Origin of the sequence: Collinsella aerofaciens, from assembly GCF_040910245.1 — a bacterium.
Lineage (GTDB): Bacteria > Actinomycetota > Coriobacteriia > Coriobacteriales > Coriobacteriaceae > Collinsella.
The window spans coordinates 123,586-144,632 of sequence record NZ_JBDGAY010000001.1 but is presented as its reverse complement, the minus strand read 5'-3'; the positions used below and the strand labels follow the sequence as shown (position 1 = coordinate 144,632).

At 60.2% G+C, this 21,047-nt stretch carries 19 protein-coding genes, 2 tRNA genes and 1 pseudogene; 18 read left to right on the top strand and 4 right to left on the bottom strand.

What is annotated here, in order from left to right; genetic code table 11:
• Positions 1-182 precede the first annotated feature (182 nt).
• From rpmE to AB5Z20_RS00565, 6 genes are all read left to right on the top strand, one after another.
• The gene (gene rpmE / locus AB5Z20_RS00590) at positions 183-608 is read left to right on the top strand and encodes a 50S ribosomal protein L31 (protein ID WP_006235303.1); all 426 of its coding nucleotides are present in this window, start codon (positions 183-185) and stop codon (positions 606-608) included.
• Between the two features lie 341 nt (positions 609-949).
• Positions 950-3,757, top strand: a complete 2,808-nt coding sequence (gene secA, locus AB5Z20_RS00585; protein ID WP_368155829.1) for a preprotein translocase subunit SecA — start codon at positions 950-952, stop codon at positions 3,755-3,757.
• Complete coding sequence (gene prfB / locus AB5Z20_RS00580; RefSeq protein WP_368155827.1) at positions 3,757-4,905, top strand: peptide chain release factor 2; 1,149 nt, start codon at positions 3,757-3,759, stop codon at positions 4,903-4,905. The genes secA and prfB overlap by 1 nt, the downstream gene beginning before the upstream one ends.
• A gap of 130 nt (positions 4,906-5,035) precedes the next feature.
• Positions 5,036-5,926 carry a YitT family protein gene (locus tag AB5Z20_RS00575; RefSeq protein ID WP_138375120.1) on the top strand — a complete coding sequence of 297 codons (891 nt, stop codon included), beginning with the start codon at positions 5,036-5,038 and terminating at the stop codon, positions 5,924-5,926.
• Between the two features lie 246 nt (positions 5,927-6,172).
• Positions 6,173-7,003: a transketolase gene (locus tag AB5Z20_RS00570; protein WP_006235308.1), complete on the top strand. Its 831-nt coding sequence runs from the start codon at positions 6,173-6,175 to the stop codon at positions 7,001-7,003.
• A gap of 1 nt (position 7,004) precedes the next feature.
• Complete coding sequence (locus AB5Z20_RS00565; protein ID WP_368155825.1) at positions 7,005-7,946, top strand: transketolase family protein; 942 nt, start codon at positions 7,005-7,007, stop codon at positions 7,944-7,946.
• A gap of 116 nt (positions 7,947-8,062) precedes the next feature.
• On the opposite strand, the gene AB5Z20_RS00560 is transcribed toward AB5Z20_RS00565, so the two are convergent.
• Entirely contained in the window at positions 8,063-9,244 is a 1,182-nt protein-coding gene (locus tag AB5Z20_RS00560) for a hypothetical protein (RefSeq protein WP_368155882.1), read from the bottom strand.
• 21 nt (positions 9,245-9,265) lie between these two features.
• Positions 9,266-9,331 (bottom strand): annotated as a pseudogene (locus tag AB5Z20_RS00555) (zinc-ribbon domain-containing protein); the annotation flags it as partial.
• Between the two features lie 417 nt (positions 9,332-9,748).
• Between AB5Z20_RS00555 and ftsE the strand changes: the two are divergent.
• The 6 genes from ftsE to AB5Z20_RS00525 all read left to right on the top strand — a co-directional run bounded on the left by ftsE (position 9,749) and on the right by AB5Z20_RS00525 (position 16,152).
• A complete protein-coding gene (gene ftsE, locus AB5Z20_RS00550) occupies positions 9,749-10,969 on the top strand; it encodes a cell division ATP-binding protein FtsE (protein ID WP_368155824.1) in 1,221 nt (406 codons plus the stop codon).
• Positions 10,956-11,876 carry a permease-like cell division protein FtsX gene (ftsX, locus tag AB5Z20_RS00545; RefSeq protein WP_368155822.1) on the top strand — a complete coding sequence of 307 codons (921 nt, stop codon included), beginning with the start codon at positions 10,956-10,958 and terminating at the stop codon, positions 11,874-11,876. The genes ftsE and ftsX overlap by 14 nt, the downstream gene beginning before the upstream one ends.
• A 191-nt stretch (positions 11,877-12,067) precedes the next feature.
• Positions 12,068-14,203: a ribonuclease R family protein gene (locus AB5Z20_RS00540; protein WP_349089765.1), complete on the top strand. Its 2,136-nt coding sequence runs from the start codon at positions 12,068-12,070 to the stop codon at positions 14,201-14,203.
• Between the two features lie 174 nt (positions 14,204-14,377).
• Entirely contained in the window at positions 14,378-14,983 is a 606-nt protein-coding gene (locus AB5Z20_RS00535) for a recombinase family protein (RefSeq protein ID WP_368155820.1), read from the top strand.
• A 120-nt stretch (positions 14,984-15,103) separates the two neighbouring features.
• Positions 15,104-15,670: a VanZ family protein gene (locus tag AB5Z20_RS00530; protein ID WP_368155880.1), complete on the top strand. Its 567-nt coding sequence runs from the start codon at positions 15,104-15,106 to the stop codon at positions 15,668-15,670.
• The gene (locus tag AB5Z20_RS00525; RefSeq protein WP_368155819.1) at positions 15,622-16,152 is read left to right on the top strand and encodes an arsenate reductase family protein; all 531 of its coding nucleotides are present in this window, start codon (positions 15,622-15,624) and stop codon (positions 16,150-16,152) included. The genes AB5Z20_RS00530 and AB5Z20_RS00525 overlap by 49 nt, the downstream gene beginning before the upstream one ends.
• Positions 16,153-16,197: 45 nt before the next feature.
• On the opposite strand, the gene AB5Z20_RS00520 is transcribed toward AB5Z20_RS00525, so the two are convergent.
• Positions 16,198-16,608, bottom strand: coding sequence for a hypothetical protein (locus AB5Z20_RS00520; protein ID WP_368155817.1), 411 nt, complete (start codon positions 16,606-16,608; stop codon positions 16,198-16,200).
• 276 nt (positions 16,609-16,884) lie between these two features.
• Between AB5Z20_RS00520 and AB5Z20_RS00515 the strand changes: the two genes are divergently transcribed.
• The 6 genes from AB5Z20_RS00515 (at position 16,885) to AB5Z20_RS00490 (ending at position 19,471) form a co-directional block, all read left to right on the top strand.
• Positions 16,885-16,958, top strand: a tRNA-Gln gene (locus AB5Z20_RS00515).
• Between the two features lie 17 nt (positions 16,959-16,975).
• Positions 16,976-17,049: transfer RNA gene (locus AB5Z20_RS00510), tRNA-Glu, on the top strand.
• 98 nt (positions 17,050-17,147) lie between these two features.
• Positions 17,148-18,065 carry a hypothetical protein gene (locus AB5Z20_RS00505; protein ID WP_368155815.1) on the top strand — a complete coding sequence of 306 codons (918 nt, stop codon included), beginning with the start codon at positions 17,148-17,150 and terminating at the stop codon, positions 18,063-18,065.
• Positions 18,055-18,525: an SsrA-binding protein SmpB gene (gene smpB / locus AB5Z20_RS00500; RefSeq protein ID WP_006235325.1), complete on the top strand. Its 471-nt coding sequence runs from the start codon at positions 18,055-18,057 to the stop codon at positions 18,523-18,525. The genes AB5Z20_RS00505 and smpB overlap by 11 nt, the downstream gene beginning before the upstream one ends.
• Before the next feature lie 209 nt (positions 18,526-18,734).
• Entirely contained in the window at positions 18,735-19,238 is a 504-nt protein-coding gene (locus AB5Z20_RS00495) for a flavin reductase family protein (protein WP_117746556.1), read from the top strand.
• An 89-nt stretch (positions 19,239-19,327) separates the two neighbouring features.
• Entirely contained in the window at positions 19,328-19,471 is a 144-nt protein-coding gene (locus AB5Z20_RS00490) for a rubredoxin-like domain-containing protein (RefSeq protein WP_055251878.1), read from the top strand.
• 308 nt (positions 19,472-19,779) lie between these two features.
• Here AB5Z20_RS00490 and AB5Z20_RS00485 read toward each other — a convergent pair whose 3' ends face one another.
• A complete protein-coding gene (locus AB5Z20_RS00485; RefSeq protein ID WP_368155813.1) occupies positions 19,780-21,036 on the bottom strand; it encodes an Nramp family divalent metal transporter in 1,257 nt (418 codons plus the stop codon).
• Between the last annotated feature and the right edge of the window lie 11 nt (positions 21,037-21,047).

The following is a 21,047-nucleotide window of genomic DNA, read 5'->3' as shown; positions in this document are numbered from 1 at the left end:
GTTGAAGGAACGGTGGAGATGTGTTTCGATGGGTCAGATTCGTGTCGTTCCGAAAAGACCGTGAACCTTTTGTGGGACACGCGGCGCCGTGGTATCATAGCCGAGTTTGTTGTCTTGGTCGGAAACCAAGACGCCTTATGCGCTGATCGGTAACCAGCGCCTGACTAATAAGGAGTCCTACCATGAAGCAGGGTATCCATCCCCAGTATGTCGAGTGCACGGTGACGTGCTCCTGCGGCAACACCTTCAAGACGCACGCTACCGTGTCCGAGATGAAGGTCGAGCTTTGCAACGAGTGCCACCCGTTCTACACCGGCCAGCAGAAGTTCGTCGACACCGGTGGACGCGTCCAGCGCTTCGCCGACAAGTTCGGTGGCGCCGCTGCCGCCCAGCTCAAGAAGGCCGAGGAGGCCAAGGCTGCCAAGGCCGCCAAGGCTGCTGAGGCCGAGGCCGCTCGCAAGGCCGCCGCTGAGGCTAAGGCTGCCGAGAAGGCTAAGCGTGCCGCTAAGTTCGCCGAGGAGGCTGCCAAGCAGGCCGCCGAGGCTCCCGCAGAGGCTCCCGTCGAGGAGGCCGCTGCCGAGGCCGAGACCACCGAGGCTGCTGAGTAAATAGCTCGCCGCGGAAACACTCGCATTCATGGCATGAGGGCCGCGCACCCATTTGGGTGCGCGGCCCTTTTCATTTTATTGGTGCAAACCAACCTGTCCCCATTGCACCAGATTGGTGCGAAGGGGACAGGTTGGTTTGCACCAAATGGCAGAGAGACAGCGTTTTCCCAGATAAAAGCTGCCAAAATAAACCAGTCCCTTTTTGGCAGGTTGGTCGTAGTTATTACGTGGCGGTTGAGGTCGACCGCATAGGCGGTGCCTTGTTTGGCTAAAGTACAATTATCTGTGTTTAACTCGCCCAAGGTTTCACGCCGCGGGCGATGGCCAAAAAGGAAAACCACATGGGATTCATGTCAAAGCTGCTGTCCTTTGGATCCGATAAGGACCTGAAGCGCTACTACAAGATCGTCGACGAGATCAACGGTCTTGAGCCCCAGTTTGAGAAGATGACCGAGGAGGAGCTCCGCGCCCAGACCGATAAGTTCCGCGAGCGATACGCCAACGGCGAGTCGCTCGACGATATGCTCCCCGAGGCTTTTGCCACCGTGCGCGAGGCTTCAAAGCGCATCACGGGCATGCGTCACTTTGATGTACAGCTTATCGGCGCCATGGCGCTTCACGAGGGCCACATTGCCGAGATGAAGACCGGCGAGGGCAAGACGCTCGTCTCTACGCTGGCCGGCTATCTCAATGCCATCTCCGGCAAGGGCGTGCACGTCGTTACCGTCAATGACTACCTGGCCAAGCGCGACTCCGAGTGGATGGGTCGTATCTATAAGTATTTGGGCATGACCGTCGGTCTGCTGCAAAACAACATGCCGCTCGAGCTTAAGCGCCCGGCCTATCAGGCCGATGTCACCTATGGTACCAACTCCGAGTTTGGCTTTGACTACCTGCGCGACAACATGGTCACCCGCCCCGAGCAGCGTGTTCAGCGCGGTCACAACTACGCCATCGTCGACGAGGTCGACTCCATCCTGATCGATGAGGCCAGAACGCCGCTCATCATCTCGGGCGCCGGCACCAAATCGGCCAGCACCTACAAGGATTTTGCGCGTGCCGTGCGCGGCCTGGAGCGCGGCGAGGACGTGTCGCATGACATGCTCACCGCCACCGAGGACGTGGAGCCCACGGGCGACTACGTCATGGATGAGGCCAAGCACACCATTGCCGCCACCGAGCGCGGCCTTAAGAAAATCGAGCGCCGCTTAGGGATCGAGGATATCTACGCCGACCTTTCGGGCCAGCTGGTCAACCATCTGCAGCAGGCGCTGAAGGCCCAGTACATGTTCCATCGCGACAAGCAGTACGTGGTCACCAACGGCGAGGTCAAGATCGTCGACGAGTTCACCGGCCGCATTATGGAAGGCCGCCGCTATTCCGAGGGCCTGCACCAGGCCATCGAGGCAAAAGAGGGCGTGCTCGTGCGCGAGGAGAACCAGACGCTGGCGACCATCACCCTGCAGAACTACTTCCGTCTGTATGACAAGCTCTCCGGTATGACCGGCACGGCACTCACCGAGGACGCTGAGTTCCGCGAGATCTACAAGCTGCCCGTCGAGGTCATCCCCTCCAACAAGCCCGTGCAGCGTGTTGACCACGAGGACCTGGTCTACCGCACCATTCAGGCTAAATACAACGCCGTTGCCGACGACGTTGAGCGTCGTCACGCCAAGGGCCAGCCGGTCCTGGTGGGCACCGTCTCCATCGAGAGCTCCGAGAAGCTGTCTGCCGCCCTCACCAAGCGCGGCATCGCGCACGAGGTCCTCAACGCCAAGCACCACGAGCGCGAGGCCCATATCGTGGCCCAGGCCGGACGCTACGGCGCCGTGACCATTGCTACCAACATGGCCGGCCGTGGTACCGACATCCTGCTGGGCGGCAACCCCGACGAGCTGGTGCGCGAGCGCCTGGAGTACGAGGGCCTGACCATGGAGGATGTCACGCCCGAGCAGCTCGAGCAGTTCAACGCCGAGGCCAAGGAGACCTGCAAGGCCGAGCGCGAGCGCGTGCTTGCCGCCGGCGGCCTGACCGTTATCGGCACCGAGCGCCATGAATCTCGCCGTATCGACAACCAGCTGCGCGGCCGTTCCGGCCGTCAGGGCGATCCGGGCGAGACCCAGTTCTACCTGTCACTCGAGGACGATCTGATGCGCCTGTTTGGCGGCGACAAGATGGACCGCGTCTCCAAGATGATGGTCACGGCCGATATGGGCGACGACATGCCGATCCAGCACAAGATCATCTCCAAGGCCGTCGAGAGCGCCCAGCATAAGGTCGAGAGCATTAACTTCTCCATGCGTAAGAGCGTTCTTGAGTACGACGACGTCATGAACAAGCAACGCCAGGTCATCTACGCCGAGCGCAACAAGATCCTGGACGGCAAGGACCTGACCGACCACATCACCGAGGTCATGCACGATACCGTGTACCGCTGTGTTCAGGAGTTCTGCACCAAGGACAGCCACGAGGGCGAGCGCGATCTTGAGGGCCTGCGTAAGTGGGTCGTCGAGCTGACCGGGCATATCGATACCCCTCAGTTCCCCGACGAGGACTTTGAGGCCCTGGCCGCCGATGTCCTGGCCTATGTTGAGAAGTGCTACAACATGAAGGCCGAGCGCCTGGGCGAGGACCTGATGCGCGAGCTCAATACCCAGGTCATGCTGCGCGTCATCGATACGCGTTGGATGAACTACCTGCAGGAAATGGACTACCTCAAGACCGGTATCGGCCTGCGCGGCTTTGGCCAGCGCGACCCGCTGGTTGAGTACAAGACCGAGGCCTACGGCGCGTTCCAGATGCTCGTCGATACCATGTACGAGGATTACCTGCGCACTGTTCTGCGCATTGAGCTCAAAGCTGCCCCGCAGGCTGTGGAGCACAAGGAGGACCCCGCCCTTAAGGGCGCGCACTTCTCTGGTCCCGCCGAGGTCGATGGCGACAACAGCGATTCGGTACTGCGCAAGCAGGCTCAGGTGCAGGCCCGCACCGCCGTCCAGGGTGGTCCGGCTGCCGTTAACAACGGTGGCAAGGTGACGACCTACCGCAAGTCCGAGAGCGATGACCCCTATGTCAACGTGGGCCGCAACGACCCGTGCCCTTGCGGTAGCGGTAAGAAGTTTAAGTATTGCCACGGCAGGAATCGTTAATGGCCGAGACTCTAGAGGTAACTCCCGCCGAGTTGGACGCGTTTGCGGACCGACTCGGCGAGGTCGAGTCGTATCTCCATTTGGACGAGAAGCGCACCCGCGTAACGGAGCTCGAGGCCAAAAGCGTCGCCCCGGGCTTTTGGGACGATGCCGATGCAGCTCGCGCCACGATGGAGGAGATTGCGCGCGCCAAGGAGGACATCGCCGCCGTGGATACCGCGCGCGGAGAGCTTTCCGATGCTCGCGCCGCGTTGGAGCTTGCCGAGGAAATGGGCGATGACCCCGATGCCACTGCGCTGCGTGAGGAGGCTGCCGCCACGGCGGAGCGCCTATCCCGCGCCATCGACGAGCTTGAGCTTGCGAGCTGGTTTACCGGGGAGTTCGACCATGGCGACGCGATTGTGACCATCAAGCCCGGACAGGGTGGCTTGGAGGCCCAGGACTGGACCTTCATGCTCTTTAAGATGTACATGAAGTACTGCCAGCGCCGCGGTTGGAAGGTCACCATCAACGATTGCCCCGCGGCCGAGGTCATCGGCATCGATCGCGCGACCTTTACCGTCGAAGGCAAGGATGCCTTTGGCATGCTTCGCGCCGAGGCCGGAGTTCACCGCCTGGTGCGCATTAGCCCCACCGACGACAAGAAGCGCCGCCAGACCACGTTTGCCGGCGTCGAGGTCATTCCGGTGCTACCCGACGATATCGATATCGAGATTAATCCCGATGACATTCGCGTCGACGTATACCACGCAAGCGGCCCGGGCGGTCAGGGCGTCAACACCACCGACTCCGCCGTGCGCGTGACGCATTTCCCCAGCGGTATCGTGGTCACGTGTCAAAACGAGCGCAGCCAGATTCAAAACAAGGCCGCGTGCATGCAGATCCTCAAGGCGCGTCTGTACGAGATTGAGCTCGAAAAGCGCGCCGAGGCGCTCGACGAGATTCGTGGACCCAAGACCACGATCGGTTTTGGTAACCAGATTCGCAGCTACGTGCTCTACCCGTATCAGATGGTCAAGGACCTGCGCTCGGGTGTGGAGACCAGCAACGTCGAGGCCGTTCTTGACGACGGCGATCTGGATCCGTTTGTGATTGGCTATCACCGTTGGGCTACCGGCAACGCTGACGCGGAAGGCTCGGACGCCTAGGCACATGGTTGGTTCCGGGTCGATGCAAACACTTCGCAGGGGTGGTATTTGCTCGGTGAATCGGTAGAATCGAATACAGCAAGAAGTTCAAAGCGCACTCGTTTGGGTGCGCTTTTTTGAGGGAGGCAGCATGGCATATCGTCTGGACATCAAGCGCATTCTTTCGATGAACTTCTTTCACGATCTGCCCCAGATCATGTTGGGGTGTGCCTTGGCCGCCATCGCGACCGACCTGTTTTTGATTCCCAACGGCCTTGCAGCCGGTGGCGTTACGGGCCTTGCGACTATTATCCAGGCAGTCGGCGCAGCGCGAGGCGTGTCGCTTCCCGTCGGTATCCAGACCATCGTGATGAATGCCTTGCTGCTACTGGTCGTTATGCGCGAGGGCGGCATGTTCTACGTGGTGCAGACGGCGACGGGCTTTGTGCTGCTGGGCTTCTTTACCGATCTGTTTGCCCCGTTTGTTGCGCCTCTGGCACATGCTGACCTGATGCTTCCCGCTATGTGGGGCGGCATTATCACGGGCATCGGTTACGGCATGGTATTGCGCGCCGGCGCCAACACCGGCGGCTCGGACACGATTGGCCAAATCATCTCGCGTAACACCTCGCTGCCGGTAGGCTCGACCGTCATGGCAATCGACGTTGCCGTATGTGCGGCATCGGCTCCGGTCTTCTCGCTCGAAAATGCTCTGTATGCAGGACTTTCGATGGTGATCAGCGGCTATGTGATTGATGCCGTGGTCGATGGCGGCAATAAGCGTCGTATGGTGCTCATCATCTCGGATAACTTCCCCGATATCGCGGCCGACATCATGTATGGTCTGGGCCGCGGCTGCACCAAATTAAAGGCGACCGGTATGTATTCGGGCGTCGAGAAGCCGGTGATCATGGTGATCGTTAGCCGTCGAGAGCTCAACACCCTTAAAACGATCGTGCGCGAACGCGATCCTCACGCCATTGTGACGGTCGCCGACGTTACGGAAGCCTTCGGTGAAGGATTCAAGGACATTAACGCGTAGGCTGAATTTCGGTTTGCGGATCATTTTTGTGCCGGGGCGAGAGGCAGCCACCGCATCCAAAAGACGTTCACATTGATAAACCGTTTCATCAGCGGTTCTGCCTGCTAAATTGTTCAAATAATGATAAAAACTCTGGTAAAGCCATCAGTTTCCAGCATAATGAATGACGTACGTGCATTGCGGCTGTGTTGGGATTACCTTCGGTGCCGTGCGCATTTTGTCTAATGAGGATGAAAGGAAGGCACAATGAGCGACGAAGAGCTCAAAAAGGTTGCCAACGAGGTAAGGAAGGGCATCGTCACCGGCGTGCACGCTGCCAAGTCCGGCCATCCGGGCGGTTCGCTCGGCGCTGCCGACATCATGACCTATCTGTACTTTGAGGAAATGAACGTCGACCCGGCCGATCCCCGCAAGGCCGATCGCGATCGCTTCGTGCTTTCCAAGGGTCACTGCGCGCCTGGTCTGTACGCCGTGCTTGCCGAGCGCGGATTCTTCCCCAAGGAGGATCTCGAGACGCTGCGCCACATCGGCAGTCACCTGCAGGGTCACCCCAACATGAACGACACCCCGGGCGTCGACATGTCCACCGGTTCGCTCGGCCAGGGCATCTCCGCCGCCGTGGGCATGGCGGTTGCCGCTAAGCACTGGGGCGATACTTACCGCACGTACGCCCTGCTGGGCGATGGCGAGAGCGAGGAGGGCCAGGTCTGGGAGGCCGCCATGTTTGCCGGCAACCAGCAGCTCGATAACCTCTGCGTGATCGTCGACCACAACGGCCTGCAGATCGACGGCCCCGTCGAGGAGGTCAACGACCCCATGCCGCTCGCCGACAAGTTCCGTGCCTTTAAGTTCCACGTGGTGGAGCTTGCCGACGGCAACGATTTCGACCAGATCCGCGCCGCCTTTGCCGAGGCTCGCGCTACCAAGGGTCAGCCGACCGCCATTATCGCCGAGACCATGAAGGGCAAGGGCGTCTCCTTTATGGAGAACCAGGTGGGTTGGCACGGTAAGGCCCCCAACGATGAACAGTTTGAGCAGGCCATGGCAGAGCTCACGGCCGCCGGAGAGGAGCTCTAGGATGGCAGACGTCAAGAAAATCGCCACGCGCGTAAGCTACGGCGAGGCCCTCGTCGAGCTCGCCAACGAGCACGATGACTTTGTGGTCCTCGACGCCGACCTGGCCGCCGCCACGCAGACCGGCAAGTTTAAGGCCGCCTGCCCCGACCGCTTCTTCGATGTGGGCATTGCCGAGAGCAACCTGATGGGTGTTGCCGCCGGTATCGCAACCACCGGTCGCGTTTCCTTCGCGAGCACCTTTGCCATGTTCGCCGCCGGTCGCGCCTTTGAGCAGGTCCGCAACTCCATCGGCTACCCGCATCTCAACGTCAAGATCGGCGCCACGCACGCCGGTATCTCGGTGGGCGAGGACGGCGCCACGCACCAGTGCTGCGAGGATATCGCCCTGATGCGCGTCATTCCCGGCATGACCGTCATCGTTCCCGCCGATGACGTCGAGGCCCGCGCCGTGACGCGCGCCGCCTACGAGTGCGACGGTCCCGTGTACATGCGCTTTGCCCGCCTGGCCTCGCCGGTCATCAACGACCCCGAGACCTACAAGTTCGAGGTAGGCAAGGGCATCGTCATGCGCGAGGGCACCGACGTTACCATCATCGCCTGCGGCCTGATGGTCGGCGAGGCCCTCGAGGCCGCTGAGCAGCTTGCTGCCGAGGGCATCGATGCCGAGGTCATCAACATGCACACCATCAAGCCCATCGATGCCGACCTGATTGTCAAGAGCGCCACCAAGACCGGCCACGTCGTGACCGTCGAGGAGCACTCCGTGATCGGCGGCCTGGGCAGCGCCGTCGCCGACGTCCTGTGCGAGCAGTGCCCGACGCCGCTCAAGAAGATCGGCGTCAACGACACGTTCGGCGAGTCCGGCCCGGGCGCCGAGCTCCTGCACAAGTACGGCCTGGACGCCGCCAACATCGTGGCGACCACCAAGGAGTTTCTGGCCTAAGGCATTTTGCTTTAGCTTTACCTTGAGAGCCGCTCCCGCATTGGGCAATAAATAAGCCGGGGTGCCTTCCATGTGGAGGCACCCCGGCTTTGTGTTTGGGGGAGGCAGATAAGAAACTAGAGGAGCTTCACGGTTGGGGCCAGGGCGTTGGCGAAGATGCCGTCTGGCCAGCATACCGCTGCGACATTAGCGTCATTTGCCGCAACCATATCAGCAAGAATGGAGTCGTAGGAGATTGTCCCCAACGATTGGAGGTCGACTATCTCGCGTGCGGCATCATCTGAACACAAGTTAAGACGATATTCAGCTTTTGATAAATGGTCTTGCCCCGCATCAAAGGCCCAACGATAAATTACTAGTTTTACATAGTGGTTTTCGTCGAGCTTGATGTCGCGAATACGGCCGCACTCGATATCTCCCGCGTTTCCATACGGTTCATTTTTCATGGCAAGATATCCAAGCTCTTTATCTGGAAAGGCAGTCGAGTACAGCCCTATCACATCTCCGTCGACTTCTGCTGTCACCCTACCATCCCAGTACTCGGGCAGGTCGACACTGAAGGTTTGGGCCTCGATGTGGCGTGCGGCGGCTTTGCGCTGTTCCTCGGCTTGGCGCGCCGCTTCCTCTTCGGCGGCTTTCTTGGCCGCGACGGCGGTGTCGCGGCGGTTCGTTGCGGCGTGTTGCAGCGCATCGACGTTGGGCGCGTCCTTGCCCTTGTATGCCATGGCGAGCGTCACGGCGTCGTTGATCTCGTCGTCAGTCACGTCGACAGCATCGATGGGCGTAAAGTCCAAAACCGAATCCTGCTCGGCGAGTTCTGCCAAGTCGATCTTCTCGCCCTTAGCAAAAGCGTCGTCGATCGTGAGCTCGGCCTTTGTGCAAGGCACCTGGTAGATGGTGCCATCGGCGGCGATGGGGGAGCCTGCCGCCTTGAGCGTGTACTTGCCCTGGATAAGCTTGATGCCCGAGCCGTCAGAAGCGACATATTCGACCTTGTCGACCTTCTTTCCGTCGACCGTCTTGCCCTTTACGCGCACCGGCACACGAGAAGCGCCGTTATCGGTGTCCCAGCCTTCAGCCTTTACACTCACCACGAGCGCATGCTTGGAATGAGCCGACTCATACTGCTCCTGCTCCTGAACATGCTGCTGATACAGGTGATACGCCAGCCCGCCGCCCCCGCCAACAACGATTACCGCCGCGCAGACGATAGCGATCACGACGCCTTTCTTAGGCTTCTTGCTGGGGACGGGCGAACCCACAGGTACCGGCGCAGCCGCAGGGTTGGCTACGGGCATAGCCTGTGTCCCGTCAAGCGCGGCCCCACATCCCACGCAAAACCGAGCCTCATCAGCAAGCTCAGCACCACAATAAGGACAAACCATACCAACCTCGCAATAAGCCGAGAACCATCTTTCTAACTCAACTGTAAAGCGAAAACCCCAACCCAAGTTGCGCAACAATGAGCCCCAATATAAGTTGCGGTGAAATAGGGACTGATTAGGGCTTTTAACTGCTAAAACAGCCCCTATTTCACCGCAACTTCTAAAGAAGCCCCTTAGTAGCCGCAGGCCGGGCACAGGGTTACCTCCCAAATCTTTCCGCAGCGCAGGCCGGCGTTTGTCCGCAGCTCCGCAGGAGCAGGACAAATGCCGGCCATGCGCGAGGACGATTTGGGAGGTAACCCTGTGCCCGGCCGGACAGAACCCAAAGCCCGCCATGCTTCTTATGTGCAGCAAAGGCAATCCTGCTAAAATACAAAGCGCTCATGTAGTTTAAACGCACGACGATAAGGAGCACCAGTGGGTAACCACTTCCGTACCTCCGGTGCGGGCGATGAAGCCCCCAAGACGCAGCCGAGCGCCGCGGGCAGTCGTTTCGCCACTCCGGATTCAGAGGATCAGCTGTTTAGCCCGATCCCCGCACAGCCGGCAGATCAGGCACAGCCGGCGGCAGATCCCTTTGCCTACAACCCCAACAACGATGTTGCGCTTTCCGGCACGGCTGGCTTTGAGCCCGTTCAGACGGTGACCGCCCGTGTGGCTCAGCCTCAGATGAGCGCCGCCACGCCGCAGCCGACCATGGCCGGCATCCCCGATCCCATGGCCCCTGCGGCTCCCGCGCCGCAGCCCGCGCAGTCCGGTCTTTTTGCCGGCATTCCCGACCCCACGCAGCCTGCGGCTCCCGTGGTCGAGCGCGATCAGGCCGCCGAGGTCGCAAGCCTCGACAACGCGCTCAACAACCCCGATTTCACGTCGGTGTTTGCGCCCATCGACCCGCAGGCCAGCCGTAAAAAGATGGCCAAGCAGGCCGGTGTCGAGCCCGTCATCCTTATGGAGCACGTCACCAAGATCTATCCGGCGCAGCCCAACAAGCCCGCACTCGACGACATCAACATCGAGATCTATCCGGGCGAGTTCGTCTTTTTGGTCGGTCACTCCGGCTCGGGTAAGACCACGCTGCTGTCGACGCTCAACCGCGACGTCAAGCCCACAAGCGGTCGCATTTTGGTCGCCGGCCAGGATCTCATGAAGATCAAGAACCGCAAGGTTCCGTTCCTGCGTCGTCAGATTGGCGCCGTGTTCCAGGACTTTAAGCTCCTGCCGCAAAAGACCGCTTACGAAAACGTGGCGTTTGCCCTGCAGTGCATCGGCAAGCCCAAGGGTGTCATTCGCAGCCAGGTGCCCGAGGTGCTGCGTCTGGTCGGTCTGGCCGATCAGATGGACTCGCTGCCCGATCAGCTTTCCGGTGGCGAGCAGCAGCGCGTGGCCGTTGCCCGCGCTATGGTCAACCGCCCACCGCTGCTGATTTGCGACGAGCCCACGGGCAACCTCGACCCGGCGATTTCGCTGGGCATCATGAAGTTGCTCGAGCGCATTAACCGCACCGGTACCACCGTGATCGTCGCTACGCACGACCGCGAGATGGTCGATAGCATGCACCGTCGCGTGATCGCCCTCGAGGGCGGCCACGTAATCCGCGACCAGGAGAGGGGAGGTTACGGCAACTATGGCACCAACTAACGTGGGCTACTCGCTCAAAGAGGCAATCAGCCACTTCTTCCGTAACTGGACCACCTCGCTCGGCGCCGTCATCACGATTTTCCTTTCGCTGTTTATCATCGGCCTGTTCATTATGGGTTCCGCGATGCTGAACTCCGTGATCGGCACCGTCGAGGATCAGGTCGTCATCAACGCCTTTATTAGCGATGACGCCGACCAGGCAGATGTTCAGGCCTTTGAGGCCGAGCTCAAGACGTGGAGCAACGTCAAGTCCGTGACGTACAAGGACAAGGACGACGCGCTGGCCGAGTACACGAGCAAGATGTCGGGTAACGCCGACGCTACCATGAGCGCGCTCGACGGTCAGAACCCGCTGCCGGCTTCTTATGCCATCGAGATGGACGATCCGTCCAAGGTCGAGAGCACGGCCCAGAAGCTCAAGAAGAACGCCGATTTTCAGAAGATTGCGGACGACGGCGACGTCAACGCGAGCGTTCTGTACGGCCAGGAGGAAGTGAGCCGCCTGTTCCAGGTGACGAACTACATCCGTATCGCCGCTGTGGTGCTCGTCGGCCTGCTGACCTTTATCGCGTTCATTTTCATTAACAACACGATTCGCCTGTCCATTACGGCGCGTCGTCGTGAGATCGCGATCATGCGCCTGGTGGGCGCAAGCAACGGCTTCATTCGCGGGCCGTTCATTACCGAAGGCGTGCTGCAGGCCATTTTGGGCTCGCTGCTTTCCATCGGCGTGCTGGAGCTGCTGCGTAACCTGATGGTTCCGCGTCTGCAGGAGAGCATCGGCTGGATGTCGTTTGCGCTGCCGATGCAGTACTACCTGGTGACCTACGCCGCGCTGATTTTGGTCGGCGTCATTATCGGTCTCTTTGGTTCCGCCATCGCCATGCGCCGCTATCTGCGCGTGTAAGCGTGCTTGGAATTCGTTCCTTCAACGGGTCGTCTCTTTTGGGGCGGCCCGTTTTTTGATCCCTAGGGGACGGTGGAATACGGATCATCGTGGCGCTGGTCTATCTATGCGATCCGCAATCCTGCCGTCCCCTAGGGATCATTTGGGTAGACTCTTGGGGTGTAAACGGCCATCGATAGTAAGGAGGCGCCATGGGGCGCAATAACAAGCATAAGCGTGGAGCACGCAATAAGCGCGGGCCGGTGCGCAGCGAGCGTCGCCCGAGTCTGACCGGACGCGTGCAGCTCCATGAGCATAGCGCCTACGTTGTAACCGAAAACGGCGACTACAAGGTCATGGGCCGCGGCAAGCGCGAGATTATGGACGGCGATACCGTTGCCGTGAGCATTAAGAACAGCCCGCATGGCGAGCGACGCGCCGTAATCGAGGGCGTCGTCGAGCGTGCGGCCATTAGTGTGGTGGGCACGTACCAGACCGCCGGCCCGCTCGGGGTGATCGAGCCGCTTGATTCTCGACTTAAGGCCGATTTCTTTATTCTGCCGGAGGACACCTCGGCGGAGCGCTTGGGCGTTCATCCGGGTGATGCGGTCGTCGCGCGCATTCTGACATATCCGACGCGCCTGGAATCGGGCACCGTGACGATTGAGCGCCGTATTGGCGGCGATGATGCGCCCGATTTGGGCGTTCAGTATGTGATGGCGCGCTATGGCTATACCGATACGTATCCCGAGGCCGCGCTAACCGAGGCCGAGGCACTTTCGCTCGATGTGGCCTCGGCACTCAAGGACCCGCTCCGCCGAGACCTGCGCGACCGCTTTGTCATTACGGTTGACCCGGTCGACGCGCGCGACTTTGACGATGCCATCTCGCTGGAGCGCACGCCCGAGGGTGGCTACAAGCTGGGTGTCCATATTGCCGACGTTTCGCACTATGTTGCCTGGGACGGACATATCGATCTGGAAGCCCGCCATCGCACGACGTCGGTGTATCTTGCCGATCGCGTGCTGCCCATGTTGCCCGAGCGCCTGTCGAACGATTTGTGCTCGCTGCGTCCCGACGAGGACCGCCTGGCGTTTACCGTCGACATTGAGCTCGACGCGCAGGGTCGCGTGCGCCATTACGATCCCTATCCCAGCGTGATCCGCTCGCGCGTGCGCATGGACTACGACGGCGCCGAGGCGCTGCTGGTACGTGCCGGTGCGGTGGAGTATTCGGTGCTGGAGGGTGCCGCCGAGGATGTTGCCGCGGTTGAAGCCTCGCGCGAGGAAGCGCTTGAGCGCGGGCTTGCGTGCGAGGAAACCGCTCGCGGCTATAACGTCGACTTGGGGGATTTCCTCGTAGCTGCCAACGAGCTCGCCGAGCTTCGCCGTCGTATTCGTCGCGCACGCGGTTCGGTCGACTTTGATACGGCCGAGATCCGTGCACTGCTGGACGAGAACGGCGTGCCCGTGCGGATCGTGGCACGCGAGCGCTCGTGTGCCACGTCGCTGATTGAGGAAGCCATGCTGCTGGCCAACGAGTGCGTGGCGGAGTGGCTGGCCGACCGCGATATCGAGGCCTGCTATCGCGTGCACGACGATCCCAGTCCCGACAGCCTGCACGGCGCCGCCGTGGCGCTGGCACAGCTGGGCATCATCGATGACCGTCGCGCGGCAGGCATTGCTCTGGGAAGCCCCGACGAGCTGCAGGCGGCGGTTGATGCCGCAGCCGGTACGGCCAACGCGCCGCTCGTCAACACGTTGCTGCTGCGCAGCATGCAGCGCGCACTGTACAAGCCGCGCAACGAGGGCCACTTTGCACTTGCCGCGCCGTGCTACTGTCACTTTACGAGTCCCATCCGTCGCTATCCCGACCTGGTGGTGCACCGCGTACTCAAGCTGCAGTTGGCCTATGAGCAGCTCGGCGGCAAGGACGCCTTGGTACGTACGCCGCGGCTGATCGGTAAGGGTCGCGAGTCCCTGCCGCGCATCCTGCCGCAAATCTGCCGCGCGTGCAGCGATGCCGAGCGTGCGGCCGACGCCGCCAGCCATGCGACGCAAAAGATCAAGATCGCCCAGTACTACGAGGACCGCCTGGGCGAGCGCTACGCCGGAACGATCTCGTGGGTCAGCAGCATGGGCCTCTTTGTGCGCCTGGATCTGACACAGGTTGAGGGTTTGGTTTCGATCAAGAGTCTGGGCAACGAGTGGTTCGAGTTTGATGAGGACGCGCTCACGCTCACGGGCGCCGACACGGGGACTCGCTATGAGCTGGGGCAGCGTGTGATCATCGAGGTCTCGCGCGTCAACACCACGCGCGGGCACTTGGATTTCAGGCTTATTCATTAGCCGGAATTTGGTGATTGATAGAGAACGGGGCGGTCTTTTGGGGCCGCCTTTTTTGTGGCGCATCAATCGCCTTGCCGCTCGCGCGCTTGCGTCTTCCGCCTGCTATAGGGGAGATAAAACCTACCAAAATAAACCTGTTCCTTTTTGGGAGGTTTTCGAGAGAGCGGGGATGAGATGACAACGGTGTACGGGTATGCGCGGGTGAGCTCGCGTGATCAAAATCTGAATCGGCAGCTGGATGCGCTGGGCGCCTATGGCGTGGAACCGGCGAATATCTTTGCCGATCGTGCGAGCGGCAAAGACTTCGATCGGCCGCGGTATCGCGAGCTGCTGTGCGCGTTGGATTCCGGTGATGTGCTGGTGGTACTTTCCATTGATCGGCTGGGCCGTAACTACAGTGAGATCCTCGAGGAATGGCGGTGCATAACCAAAGAGCTCGGCGCCGCCATCGTGGTGCTGGACATGCCATTGCTCGACACGCGCGCCAGAGACTGTGGCGGGTCGGACGTGACGAGTGCGTTGATTGCCGATATTGTTTTGCAGCTGCTGAGCTATGTGGCGCAGGTGGAGCGCGAGAACATTCACCGGCGCCAAGCCGAGGGCATTGCGGCGGCGCGAGCGCGCGGCGTGCGTTTTGGCCGGCCCCGCAAGCCCTGTCCCCCGCAATTCGAGCTGGTGCGCGATACCTACGAGGCGGGTGATATCACGCGGAGTCAGGCGGCAAAGCAGCTAGGCGTGTGCGTGGGAACGTTCGATCGCTGGATGCGCGAGATGGAGTAGGGGCGCCACGGTCCTTTGGCGCCCCGATTCGAACATTTTGGATTTCGCTACGGCGACAACTGCATTTGGGGGTACACTCGCTGCTGCTCAAAAAATGACGGAGGTTAGCCCTTGGCGCGTGTGAAGCACATAGTCGGATGGATTTCGGTTGTCCTGCTGGTCGTGACGCTGGCAAGTATTTGGATGCTGACGGAGCAAAACGTGGAGCAGACGTCGTCGCTCAGCGAGTCCACCGCGCGTGCGGTGGAAGGACGGGCTGCGGACGTGCGGCCCGACGCCGCGCAGGAGTCCCAGGCGGGGGATGCCGTCGAGGGCGCGGATTCAACGACTGCCACCATTCATCCCGACCCGCTTGCGCCCGTTCGTCTGTGGATGGGTGCCAACATTCGTCGCGTCGCACATACCGTTGAGTTCTTCTTCGTAGGACTGTTTGCTTCGTTGGTGGCGGTGTGCTTGGATAAGCGCGTGCCGATCACCCGATTGCGGTGTGTGCCCGTCCTGGCCTTTTGTGCCGTATGCTCCGTCGGTGACCAAGTGCACAAGATCTTTGTTCCTGGTCGTCATTTCGACATGATCGACCTGTGCTTCGATGCCGCGGGCTATGTCACCGCCATGCTGTTGGTATTGCTGGTCTCCGCATGGGTGCACCACGTGACGCGCCCCATTGGCGCCCATGCGAGACGTTAACCTCAAGATGGAAAACCGCGACCGCCTGTATGTCGGCGCTGGCTACAATATCGGCATCGGTCGCAGATGGCCATCGATGCGCTGTTTGCCAGACACTTGTCTTTTCTAAGAAGGGAATCCCCATGACTGTACTGTTTGTTGAATATCCCAAATGCTCGACGTGCAAAAAGGCCAAGGCCTGGTTGGACGAGCATGGGGTTGAGTACGTCGATCGCGATATTGTTACAGACAATCCTTCGGCTGAGGAACTTGCGACCTGGATTGCTCGTTCGGGACTGCCGGTGCGACGCTTCTTTAACTCGTCGGGCATGAAATATCGAGAGCTTGGTCTGAAAGCGCGCCTGGATGCGGGCATGACGGACCAGGAATGCTATGAGCTGCTGGCGACTGACGGCATGCTGGTTAAGCGCCCGCTGCTGGTGGGCGATGACTTTGTGATTCCTGGCTTTAAGGAAGCAGCTTGGACCGAGGCGTTGCTGTAGCGGCTTCGGAAAGTGCGTCCCGTTTCGAGTGCGGGCCTGCCCCAGTCAGTCCTCCAGCTGCGCCCATTCGTGTGGGTCGTAGATCTTTGTGTGCTTGTCGGGCGTGTCGCTCCAGTACTCTTCGTCCATAAAGGGCAGGTATGCCTGAATGCCGGGGCAGATAAACGGAATCCGCTGCCGCTGCAGGCGCTCGCGCTGCCGCCGCTCCAGGTTCGTCTCGGATATGACGGTCGGCATGCCGGACAGCTCGACGAGGCTTGCCTGGATGCGCTTGAGGTCGGGGAGCGCCGCATGCCATGACGTCCGCATGATCAAAAATGAGGCGTGGCGGTAATTTGCCTGCATCACCGTGATGGCGGGGCGCAGCGTGGGATGGATTTTGTCCCGTTCGGGCCAAAGGTCGGCAGTGATCTCGAGGCCCAGGGTCTCCCATAGGTAATCAAGCTCTTCGTCCATGGCGCCTCGATATCTACGCGATCATTGATACTTCGATTGTGTTGCCTGGTGCTATCGTTTTCGCAGTAGAATCTGCCAACGGTTGACGGCTACCGCTCGCGGCGTTTTGCCCTTCGTGTACAGCGGTCGGCTTCACAGGTCCTTCACGGGTTGGACGAAATTAGGCCAATTTGACCGAATTTCAAAAAAGTCAAAATTGGGGCTTGCGTCATGGCGTGACTTCCCGTATATTTCTTTCTTGCGCAAAGGCACAGCCGAGCGCAGCGATGCAGTCATTGGGATGTCGTCTAATGGCAGGACAGCGGATTCTGGTTCCGTCAATGGGGGTTCGACTCCCTCCATCCCAGCCATTGCATTTGCTACATATGGCCCGTTCGTCTAGCGGTTTAGGACGCCGCCCTCTCAAGGCGGAGATCACCAGTTCGAATCTGGTACGGGCTACCCACAAATGATTGCCCGGGCCTCGCAAGAGACCCGGGTTTTGTGTATCGACCGTATATACGGCGTCTGCCGTGTTTCGCTCAGATCGAGGAGTAGCCATGGATCTGCCCATCAGCTTGCAAGACATCACGTATGCCGAGAACTATCTGGCGCAGGGCGACCTGGCTACGGCGACGCCGCTGTTGGAGCGCCTGGTGGAGCTCGCCGAGGAGTATATCGACGCCGAGTGCAAGACGGAGGAGAAGCGCCAATACTTTAGCTTCGATAGCAAGTTTGAGCGCTTGGCCTATCGTCGCGTGGAGAAGGATCCGCGCGAGCTCGTGCAGGTCGAGGTGCCGTTTGACCGCCTGTACTCTGACATGGCGTTTGCCTACATTCGCCAGCAGGATTATGTGAGCGCTCGTAATGCCCTGATGCAGGCTGTGCGTTGGGACCCCATGAACTGCAACTATCGCTTGGACTTGGCCGAGCTGTTCCGCGCACTCGAGGATAAGCAGGAGTGGGCTTCGCTTTCGTTTTCGGTACTAGAGCGTGCGAGCGACGGCAAGTGCGCCGCCCGCGCCTACGCCAACTTGGGCCAGTATTTCCTTGAGCCCGAGATCGAGAACGTCTCGGCGGCCGTGGGTTGCGCGCGTCTGGCACTGCGCTTGGCCCCTGGCGATGCACATACGACGCGCCTGCTCAACAAGATTCATACTGCCTATCCCGATGCCGCCGATGAGAGCGACGACCACGTGATGGGTGAATTGGCCCTGCAGGGCGTGCCGACCTCGCCTTCGGCCGAGATTGCCATCTGCCTGATTATGTGCGCGACCGATGCTGCAAGCGACGGCGACAAGCAGGAGGCGACGCGCCTGACAGTGCGTGCTCGCGACTTGGTGGGCGAGGAGGCCTGCGCGGCGATTATCAAACTGGTGCGCGAGAGCGACGCCGAGCTCAATGCTGAGCGCAAGGCAAAGCGCGACGCTGCGGGCTCAAACGCCGATGGAGCCAAGGAGGCCGGCGATGCCCAGTAAGCGCGAGCGCAAGCTTATCTCCAAGAATCGCTCGGCACACCACGAGTACTTTATCGATGAGACCTTTGAGTGCGGCATTGAGCTGAGTGGCACCGAGGTCAAGTCGATTCGCGAGCGCGCGTGCCAGATCACCGACACCTTTGCACTGATTCGTGGCGGCGAGTGCTGGCTCGTGGGCCTGCATATTCACCCTTATAGCCATGGTGGTGTGTGGAACCGCGACCCTGATCGCCGCCGTCGTCTGCTGCTGCACCGCAAGGAGATCGACTTTCTCGACGGCAAGCTGCGTAATCGCGGCTATGCCCTGGTGCCGCTGGAGCTCTACTTTAATACCGACGGCCGCGTAAAGCTGCTGCTGGGCCTGGGCCGCGGTAAGAAGCTTTACGACAAGCGCGAGGATATGGCCAAGCGCGACGTTCAGCGCGAGATTGACCGCGCGCTTAAGGAGCGCAACCGCTAGGCGCTCTGTATAAGTTGCGGTGGAATAGTTCCTGTTTGAGGCCAAATAGCCGACAAGCAGGAACTATTTCACCGCAATTTGGTGGAGGGACTTGGCTGACCTGCAATCTTGGCACATATGTGTATGGGGCGGCGTCCGTTATGGGCGCCGCCTTTTTTGTGGGTACATACATCCATGAGGTTCCAACCCGGGTTAGGGGAGTGATTGTTATGGACAAAACTGCATTCTTTACCATGCCGAGCGGTCTGTACGTGGTGAGCGCCGCGGCAGACGGGCTGCGCGCCGGCTGCGTCATCAACACGGCGGTGCAGGTGACGTCCATGCCGCCGCGCATTTCGGTTGCCGTGAACAAGGACAACGTTACCTCGGGCGTCATCGCATCGGCCAAAGCGTTCGCGCTGACCGTGATCGATCAGACCGCCGACATGCTCTACATCGGTAACTTTGGGTTCCGCACCAGCAGCGACTATGACAAGTTTGCCAAATACGAGACCCGCGAGACGGCTCTGGGCATGCCCTATGTGCCCGAGCACGCGGCGGCCCTGTTTAGCTGCCGTTTGATCGACACTGTGGATGTGGGTACGCATCTGCTGTTTATCGGCGAGGTCGAGGATGCCGAGCGCCTGAGCGACGAGACGCCGCTGACGTACGACTACTATCACAAGGTTCTGAAGGGCAAGACGCCTCCGAAGGCCTCGTCCTATCAAGGCTAGAATTGTTGTAAAAACACTTGCATTATTTTATTGAGAACATATACTAATAAGCGAAGTACATCACCAGTCGCGTTCGAGAGGAGAACATCATGGCTGAGGAGAAGAAGACGTATAAGTTCGTGTGCGTCGTTTGCGGTTACGAGGTTGAGGTCGATACGCCCGAGCTGCCCGAGGACTACGTGTGCCCGGTGTGCGGCGTCGGTCCCGATCAGTTTGAGCTCGTCGAGGAGTAACTCGCAGGCACACGGCGAAAGCCGAACATAGCTCTGTCCAAGGGCCCCGGTCGGTCACCCCGGCCGGGGCCCTTTTCTTCCGTCCCCAAGGTATCACGGCTGCTATTAGCAGATCCTGCCTGTTGTGAGTCCGGCCGACTGTTTGTCTCAATCTGTAACATGTGGCGGCTCAAAAAGGGTCTACGTGTTACAGGTTGAGACAAACGGAGCTGTCCCTCGGAATGATCTCGATTTGTAACATCTAGACATCAAAAGCGGGTCTAGATGTTACAAATCGAGACGTTTGCCTGAGTAGGTACCCCGTCCCATTACATCCCGGTCAACAGCACGGCATCGAGCGCCGTTACGACAGCACCGATCCCTACGAGCAACGCGTTAAGTGGGCGCGAGTTGGCGTATTTGCCCATGACGCGGCGTGAGCTGGTGAGCCGTATGAGCACAAAGACCGTAATCGGCAGCTGAAGCGACAGCAGCGCCTGACTCCAGATGAGACCCTCAAAAGGATTTGGGACGACCAGGCACGCCGCCACTGCGCCGACGAAACAGGCCGCCACCCCGATCGAGGAATGTCGGTCTTGGATGTCGTATTCCTCGTCGAACACGCCCGCGGTGATGGTGCCCGCCGCCATGCCCGCCGTCACACTACTCGAGAGGCCCGCAAACAGCAGCGCCACGGCAAAGATGGTCGAGCTTGCCGGGCCCAGAATGGGGGAGAGCGTGGCCGCTGCGACAGCGAGGTCGTCTACGACAATGCCGTGCGCAAAGAAGGTCGTTGCGGCCAGGATGACCATGGCCGAGTTGATTGCCCAGCCCACACCCATCGAAAAGAGCGTGTCGAAGAGCTCATAGCGCAGGCGTTCTTCGATAACTTGCTCGCCTTGGCCTTCGAAGTGCATGGATTGGATGACCTCGGAGTGCAGGAAGAGGTTGTGGGGCATAACGACCGCACCCAGGACACTCACGATAATCGTGGCAGAGCTGGTGGGCATACTGGGTGTAATCCAGCTTGTGGCGGCCTGCGGCCAGTCGACCTTGACCAGCGCAAGCTCGGCCAAAAACGAGAGCCCTACCACGCCTACGAAGGCGATGATCCATCGCTCGGCGCGCTTGTAGGAACTCGTCATGAGCATCGCCATCGATGCTGCCGCCACGATGACACAGCCCGCGCGCACGGGCAGCCCAAAGAGCATTTGAAGGGCAATTGCGCCACCCAGGACTTCGGCCATGGCGGTGGCGATGGTCGCGAGATAGGCGCTGACGAGTACCGTGCGTCCAACGAAGCGGGGGAGGTAACGTGTCGTGGCCTCGGCAAGACAGGCGCCCGTGGCGATACCCAGGTGTGCCGCGTTGTGCTGCAGCACAATGAGCATGATCGTGGACAGCGTGACGATCCACAGCAGCGCGTAGCCAAACTGCGAGCCCGCGGCCATATTGGAGGCCCAGTTGCCCGGGTCGATAAAGCCGACGGTCACGAGCAGCCCGGGGCCGATGTGCCGCGCAATATCTAGGCCTCCGTGACCACCGGTGCGTCGGGAGCCAAAATGATGTTTGAGATGGTTGATCATGGTGCGCTCCT